Consider the following 7,967-nt stretch of genomic DNA (forward strand, 5'->3'; position numbering starts at 1 on the left):
AGAGTATGTTTGAATTAAACAATTTCGATTCGATGCAGATAGCAATCGCCGGTCCGGAGAAAATTCGCGAATGGAGTCACGGCGAGGTAACAAAACCCGAAACAATCAACTACCGCACGCAAAAACCCGAAAAAGACGGCTTGTTTTGCGAGCGCATATTCGGACCTACCAAGGACTGGGAATGCCACTGCGGAAAGTATAAGCGCGTTCGTTACAAGGGCGTGATATGCGACAAGTGCGGCGTTGAGGTAACGCGCAGCAAGGTGCGCCGCGAGCGCATGGGGCACATAGAGCTTGCCGCGCCCGTAACTCACATATGGTATTTCCGCGGAGTGCCTTCGCGCATAGGGCTGCTCCTCGATATGACCCCCAAGGCTCTCGAGCAGGTAGTGTATTTCGTGCATTTCGTGGTGCTCGACCCGGGCGAAACCGACCTCGAGTATAAGCAGATACTTTCGGACGCCAAACTCGCAGAGGCGAGAGAAAAATGGGGCGAAAACGCTTTCCGCGTGGGAATGGGCGCGGAAGCGGTGAAAGAGCTTTTGGCGGCTATAGACCTAAAAGCCGAATACGAAAAACTCAAAGAAATAGTAAACAAATCCACGGGACCCAAAAAGGTTAAGGCTATAAAGCGGTTGGATATTCTCGACAGTTTCGTGCGCAGCGGCAACAGCCCCACCTGGATGGTAATGGACGTGTTGCCCGTGCTTCCGCCCGAACTGCGCCCCATGGTTCAGCTCGACGGCGGCAGATTTGCAACGAGCGACTTAAACGACCTTTACCGCAGAGTAATAAACCGCAACAATCGCTTAAAGAAACTCATGGACCTTTCCGCTCCCGATATAATCATACGCAACGAAAAGCGTATGCTCCAAGAAGCGGTTGACGCTCTCATAGACAACGGCAGGCGCGGCAAAGCCATATCGGGCGCGGGCAACCGCGAGCTTAAGAGTCTTTCGGGACTTTTGCGCGGCAAGCAAGGTCGTTTCAGGCAAAACCTTCTCGGCAAGCGCGTAGACTACTCGGGACGAAGCGTTATAGTGGTAGGACCCGAACTTAAGATGTATCAGTGCGGACTCCCCAAAGAAATGGCACTCGAGCTTTTCAAGCCGTTTGTGATGCGCGAGCTCGTGCAACAGGGCAGAACGCACAACATAAAGTCGGCTAAGCGCATAGTAGACCGCGCGGGAAACGAGGTTTGGGGCGTACTCGAAAACGTAATTAAAGAGCACCCCGTGCTTTTGAACCGTGCGCCCACGCTCCACCGCCTCGGCATACAGGCGTTCGAGCCCGTGCTCGTAGAGGGCAGAGCCATAAAACTCCACCCGCTCGCATGCGGCGCGTTCAACGCCGACTTCGACGGCGACCAGATGGCAGTGCACGTTCCGCTCAGCGTGGAAGCGCAGGTTGAAGCAAGATTTTTGATGCTTGCGAGCAACAACATACTCAAACTTTCGGACGGCAGACCCGTTTGCTCGCCCACGCAGGATATGGTAATAGGCTGTTACTATCTCACCATAGACAAGCCGGGCGCGAAGGGCGAAGGCAAAGTATTCGCCGACGTAGACGAAGCGAAGATGGCTTACGCCAACAAGGAAATAGAGCTTCAAAGCAAGATTTGGGTGCGCATGTTCAAAGAGATAAACGGCGTTACCGAGCACGAGCGCATCGAAACCACCGTAGGGCGCATAATCTTCAACGAAGCTATCCCGCAAGACCTCGGACTCACCGTACGCGACCCCAAAGACCGCAAGAGCTTGTTTGCCCTCGAGGTAAACTACAAGGTGGGCAAGAGTCAGCTCCAAAAGATAGTAGACGCCACGTTTAAGCACAAGGGCGCGACCGAAACGGTTAAGGTGCTCGACAACGTGAAAGCTCTCGGCTTTAAGTATTCCACCATAGGCTCGATTACCACCTCGGTATTCGATATGAACATACCCGAAGAAAAGAAAGCCATACTCGACAAAGCGGAAGAGAACGTAATAAAGATAGAAAATCTTTACAAGATGGGTCACATGACCCAGCGCGAAAAATACGAGCGCGTGGTGGGCGAGTGGAGCAAGGCGAACAACGAGGTTACGAGCGCGCTCCAAAAAACGCTTTCGGAATTCAATCCAATAAACATGATGGCGGTATCCGGCGCGCGCGGCAGCATGAAGCAGATAGCTCAGCTTTCGGGAATGCGCGGACTAATGACCAACCCGCAGGGCGAAACGCTCGAAACTCCGGTGCGTTCGTCTTTCCGCGAAGGACTTTCCGCACTCGAATACTTTATTTCTTCGCACGGCGGCCGCAAAGGTCTTGCCGATACCGCGCTTAAAACCGCCGACTCGGGTTATCTCACCCGCAGGCTCGTCGACGTGGCGCAAGACGTTATCGTTCGCGAAGATGACTGCTTCGGCGGCGAACAGCCCAAGGGCATACGCACCGCGGCAATCATGGAAGGCGACCAGGTAATAGAGAGCCTCGAAGACCGCTTAAACGGCAGGTTTGCGGCGGAAGACGTTGTAAACCCGTTCACCAAAGAGGTTATAATCCGTTGCAACGAGATGATAACCGAAGACAAAGCCAAAGAAATCGCGTCGCTTACAAATCCCAAGACGGGTGAAAAAGCAATTACTTCGGTAATGATACGCACCGTACTCACCTGCAAGAGCAAACACGGAGTTTGCGCCAAGTGCTACGGCAAGGATATGGCGGGCTCGAGCAAGGTTAAAATCGGCGAGGCAGTGGGCATCATAGCCGCGCAAAGTATAGGCGAGCCGGGCACACAGCTTACCATGCGTACGTTCCACACCGGCGGCGTAGCGTCGGCAGACGATATTACCCGCGGTTTGCCCCGAGTTGAGGAACTTTTCGAGGCTCGCAACCCCAAGGGCGTTGCCGTTATAGCCGAATACGGCGGAAAGGTTCGCATAGAGGAAAAGGACGGCGCGAGAAACGTATATATAAAGAACGACGAGGGCAAAGAGGACCGCTATCTCATACCGTTCACCGCCAAACTCAAACCGGGCATTACCAAAGGCGCGGTTGTTGCGGCGGGCGACCCGCTCACCGAAGGACCTATTTACCCGCAGGATATTTTGCGCACCAAAGGTCGTCGCGAGGTTCAGGAATATATTCTCAAAGAGGTTCAGTCGGTTTACCGCAGCCAAGGCGTGCAAATAAACGACAAGCACATAGAGGTTATCGTTCGCCAAATGCTCAAGAAAGTTAAGGTTGAAGACGGCGGCGACGCAGACCTTTTGCCGGGCGAGCTTATAGACCTCTCGGTATTCGAAGAAGCCAACGCAAAGGCTCTCGAAAACTACGGACGCCCGGGCGCGGCAAAACATACCCTGCTCGGCATAACCAAGGCGGCTCTCGCAACCGACAGCTTCCTTTCGGCGGCGTCCTTCCAAGAAACGGCTCGCGTGCTTACCGAAGCGGCCATCAAGAACAAAATCGACCCGTTAATCGGACTTAAGGAAAACGTAATACTCGGTAAACTCATTCCCGCAGGCACGGGCATGAAAAAATACAAAAACATTTACCCCGTAGAGCTTTCGGGCAACGACGAAGCCGAAGAAAACGTAGCGCGATAGCGCTGATAAAGGGCGGTCGCAAATGCGGCTGTCCTTTTCGGTATATCGCCGTTTTATGCGCGGCAATCCCATGCGGATTACCGTCATTGCGAGCGAGCAACGCGAGCGCGGCAATCTCATACCCGTTTACATTGTCATTGCGAGCGAGCAACGCGAGCGCGGCAATCTCATACAATAGGAACTATGCTTTCAAACGCAAAACAACTTATAGAAAAGTACGCGCTCGGCAAGCGAGTGGCGGCGGCGGTGAGCGGCGGAGAAGACTCCATGGCGCTTTTGTCGCTCCTTTTGGAGTACGCCCGCGCGGATAAGTTGAAGCTCGTTGCGCTCAACGTAGACCATTGCATACGCCCGTGCTCCGCCGCCGACAGCGCGTTTGTGGAAAAGTTTTGCGCGGACAACGGCGTTAAGCTGATAAAAAAAGTTGCGGATATTCCCGCGCTGTGCCGAGAGTCGGGCAGAGGGACGGAGAGCGAGGCGCACTTTGCGCGAAAAGAGTTTTTCGAGAGCGTATTGAGCGAGGACAAAGCGGATATGGTTGCAACGGCGCACCACGCCCGCGACAACGCCGAAACCGTGCTTATGCACCTGTTCCGCGGCACGGGTCTTAAAGGGCTCGGCGGCATGAAGACTCTTTCGGGCGGCATATTCCGCCCCTTTCTCTCCACCGAAAAACAGGAAATACAAAATTACGTTAAGGCGAAAAATGTTCCTTTCGTGGTAGACGAAACCAACGCCGACACATCGTACTGCCGCAACTACATACGGCACGAGATACTCCCGCGCATAGAGCAAAGATTTCCCTGCGCGGAACGCGCAATATGCCGCGCCGCAGGTTTTGCCGCCGAGGCGGACGAAATTATTACGCGCGGTATGGAGCAAAGCGCGATAACCGCAAATCCCGACGGGAGCGTTTCGCTCGGCGAAAACTATCTTTCCGCGCCGTATATATTTAGCGCGCTTGCCTTGCTCGGAAAAAACGCCGACATTTACTACACCGCCGTAGACTCGGTGCAAAGGCTCGCCGCGCAAAAGGATTGCGCCCGCGCGGATATAGGGGGCGGAATTACGGCGGCGCGAGAGTACGGCAAAGTTACGTTTTACTATAAAAGCGGAGAGAGCGAAATTGCGCAAACGCCTTTCGTTTTGCCCGATATGAGCGCGTCTTTTCGGGTGGGCAACACTGAAATTACGGTGGAAAAAGTTCCTCATGCGGGAGATTGCCGCGCGGTTGCGCCGCTCGCAATGACGCGGGGCGCCAACCGTCATTGCGAGCGAGTATACGAGCGTGGCAATCCCCTGCGCTTAGCCCATTGTCATTGCGAGCCCTCTGTGTTACCTTGTCATTGCGAGGAGCGAAGCGACGAAGCAATCCCTGCCGTGTTATCCCGTCATTGCGAGGAGCGAAGCGACGAAGCAATCCCCTTCATGCGAACACTATACTTCGACTCCGACAAACTCCCCGATAATTGCGTGTGGCGCAATCGCCGCGCGGGCGACGTATTCACCCCGTTCGGCGGGGGAAGGCGCAAACTCAAAGAATATCTCATAGACGAGAAAATTCCGCTCCGACTTCGCAACGGACTTGCTCTTTTATGTTCGGGCGGCGAGGTAATGGCGATAGCGGGCGTGCAGGTGAGCGACAAACTCAAAGTTACCGCCGAGAGCAAAAGCGTTTACCGCATTTCGGTAAAGCGGGGGTAAGCCATGCGCAGAGAAGAAGACTTGCAAACGCACGGACTGCGTTTCATACAGGATACCGACTTGTTTTTGTTCGGCACTGACGGAGTGGAACTCGCCAACTTTGCCGCGCCGCCCGCGGGTGCGAGAGTGTGCGACCTCGGCGCGGGCACTGGTATAATATCGGTGTTGCTCGCCGGCAAATACGGTTGCCGCGTTACGGCGGTGGAAATTCAGTCGGCTTGTTGCGAACTTTTGAGAGAAAACTCGCGCATAAACGGGTTAAACATAGAAATAGCGAACGTGCCCATGCAGGAGTTTACCGGGCATTTCGACGCGGTTGTGTGCAATCCGCCGTACAGTAAGGCGGGGAGCGGTGCGCCGCGCGGCACGGAGAGCGAGCGCATTGCCTGCTTCGAAGAAAAAGTTACGTTTGCCGAGGTTGCGGCGTGCGCGGCAAGACTGCTCTCTACGGGCGGCAAATTCTATCTCATTCACCACATTACCCGCCTTGCCGAGGTTATGGCAACGCTCAAATCCCACAGGCTCGAACCCAAAAAGTTACAAATATTGCGCCCCGCGCAAAACAAGCCGCCGCATTTATTCATGCTCGAGTGCATGCGCGACGGCAAAGAGGCAATCGTAGTACTGCCCGAACGCACCGTCGGCATATACTGAAAGCCATGAATAACAATGTCATTGCGAGGAGGGCGTAGCCCGACGTGGCAATCCCATACATGAGGAAAAATAGTATTTGTACATGCTCCATGCCTGAGATTGCCGCGCTCGCGTTGCTCGCTCGCAATGACAGTAAAACGGTTAGCCCGTCATTGCGAGGGCACATAGTGCCCGTGGCAATCCCTTACGGATTGCCCGTCATTGCGAGCGGCAAAGCCGCGTGGCAATCCCATACATGAGAAAGGAACACCATGTTGTATCTCGTTTGCACCCCCATAGGAAACTTAAAAGATATCACCGTTCGCGCGGTGGAAACGCTCAAAAGCGCGTCGCTGATTTTGGCTGAAGACACGCGGCATTCGGCTATACTTTGCGCCGAATACGGCGTTACCGCGCCCATGATTTCGTATCAAAAGTTCAACGAAAAGAGCAAGTGCGAAGAAATTATCGAGCGACTTAAAGCGGGCGAGGAAATCGCGCTCATAACCGACGCGGGCACTCCGTGCATTTCCGACCCCGGCGCGGTGCTCTTAGGGCGGGTAATAGAAGAAAACCTGCCGTATACGCTCGTGGGAAGCGCGTGCGCGTTCGTGTCGGCGGCGGTGCTCTCGGGATTCGATTTGCGGAGTTTGGCTTTCGGCGGCTTTTTGCCCGAAAAAAATTCGGCTCGCGAAGAGTATTTGCGCGGCTTTATAAACTTCGAGGGCACAATTGCGTTTTACGTTTCGCCCCATTCGTTCGAGCGCGAGTCGGAAGCGTTTTATAAAGCATTCGGCAGTCGCAAAGCCGCCCTTGTGCGCGAAATAAGCAAAAAGTTCGAGGAGTGCGTGCGTTTCACTCTCGGCGAAATTCCCGAGTTTACGCAAAAAGGCGAATACGTTCTCGTAATAGAGGGCAAAAAGGCGGAGTGTGCGCTCAATAATCTTTCCGTGCGCGAACACGTGCTTACCTACATGCGGCAGGGCATGGAAAAGAAAGATGCGATAAAAAAGGTTGCCTCCGACCGCGGCGTTGCCAAAAACGAGATATACAGGGAAGCGATAGAGTTATAAGCCGCCGATTTCACTGTCATTGCGAGCGAGCAACGCGAGCGCGGCAATCCCCTGCATAAGGAACTAATATATACGTCATTGCGAGCGAGCAACGCGAGCGCGGCAATCTCTTACATGAGAAAATATTCTTTGTAGTATAAATAAACGCGCAAACGTCAATAATCCTTCCGAAAACCCAAACGGGAGGATTTTTGCTTTGGTTACTTATTATATAGGAAACGTGCGCAATAAGAGAAGACTTTTTCGCGAGCACGGTCCGGAAACGGCAACCGCCGATAACTGCGACGTTCTCGCCGATTTCAAGTTCGGCGGCAAAGTGTGCTTTGTGCTCGGCGATATTCCTTACGGCGATATGCGAGTGGGGGAATACCTCGCCTATGCCCGCGCACTCAAAACGCAACTCCCGCTTTCGGCAAAACAAGCCAAAGAACTTTTGCGGCGCGTGGGCGCACAGGTTTCGCTCGAACGTAAAATGTCGTCGCTTTCGCGGCTTGTGTTTCGCTTCGTGCTCCTTGCTTCGGTTGTGGACGAAGACACCGAAGAGGTGCGCCTTAACCTCGACGGCATAGCCTACAGCCGCCGCACTCGCAGAAAAATGCGACTGCTCGTTAAACGCGCAAGCCGCGGCTACGGTTGCGTGCGCGTTGCCGTTTCCGATTACCGATTTATCCCCAAATCGGCACGCGTAATGGCTGTAACCGCCGACGGCTCGGTTACGGAAGGCAAAACAAAGTCCATGTCGCGCCGCTACTGCCGCATGCGCTTTTCTCGCGATAAACGCAAAGAAAGCCTTGCTTTATGCGCTTTGAGCGGCAGAAAAACCGTGCTGTGCGATAATTGAATTTCCATATTTTTACATTTCATGTCATTGCGAGCGAGCCATGCGAGCAGCCCAATCTGCTGCTTTAGAAAGCAGGGAAATTCCCGCTTTTGGAGGCGCCCCAAAAGCGGGGCAAAAGGGCGGCGGGGGCCC

Annotated in this window: 7 protein-coding genes; all 7 read left to right on the top strand. The window is 54.1% G+C overall.

From position 1 onward, the window contains the following. Positions 1-5 precede the first annotated feature (5 nt). The 7 genes from rpoC to NFR55_RS08660 all read left to right on the top strand — a co-directional run bounded on the left by rpoC (position 6) and on the right by NFR55_RS08660 (position 7,835). Positions 6-3,584 carry a DNA-directed RNA polymerase subunit beta' gene (rpoC, locus tag NFR55_RS08630; protein WP_251548334.1) on the top strand — a complete coding sequence of 1,193 codons (3,579 nt, stop codon included), beginning with the start codon at positions 6-8 and terminating at the stop codon, positions 3,582-3,584. Positions 3,585-3,606: 22 nt separating this feature from the next. Further along, positions 3,607-3,762, top strand: a complete 156-nt coding sequence (locus NFR55_RS08635; RefSeq protein WP_251548336.1) for a hypothetical protein — start codon at positions 3,607-3,609, stop codon at positions 3,760-3,762. A gap of 5 nt (positions 3,763-3,767) precedes the next feature. Next, positions 3,768-5,288: a tRNA lysidine(34) synthetase TilS gene (tilS, locus tag NFR55_RS08640; RefSeq protein WP_251548338.1), complete on the top strand. Its 1,521-nt coding sequence runs from the start codon at positions 3,768-3,770 to the stop codon at positions 5,286-5,288. A gap of 3 nt (positions 5,289-5,291) precedes the next feature. Then, positions 5,292-5,942, top strand: coding sequence for a tRNA1(Val) (adenine(37)-N6)-methyltransferase (locus NFR55_RS08645; protein WP_251548340.1), 651 nt, complete (start codon positions 5,292-5,294; stop codon positions 5,940-5,942). A gap of 89 nt (positions 5,943-6,031) precedes the next feature. Next, positions 6,032-6,181, top strand: a complete 150-nt coding sequence (locus tag NFR55_RS08650; protein ID WP_251548342.1) for a hypothetical protein — start codon at positions 6,032-6,034, stop codon at positions 6,179-6,181. Between the two features lie 12 nt (positions 6,182-6,193). Beyond that, on the top strand, positions 6,194-6,994 hold the full coding sequence (gene rsmI, locus NFR55_RS08655; protein ID WP_251548344.1) for a 16S rRNA (cytidine(1402)-2'-O)-methyltransferase: 801 nt from the start codon (positions 6,194-6,196) through the stop codon (positions 6,992-6,994). Between the two features lie 196 nt (positions 6,995-7,190). Beyond that, positions 7,191-7,835 (top strand): hypothetical protein, encoded by a 645-nt coding sequence (locus NFR55_RS08660; RefSeq protein WP_251548346.1) that lies wholly within the window; start codon positions 7,191-7,193, stop codon positions 7,833-7,835. The last annotated feature ends 132 nt before the right edge of the window (positions 7,836-7,967 follow it).

This window comes from Pumilibacter intestinalis, from assembly GCF_943193005.1.
GTDB lineage: Bacteria > Bacillota > Clostridia > Christensenellales > Pumilibacteraceae > Pumilibacter > Pumilibacter intestinalis.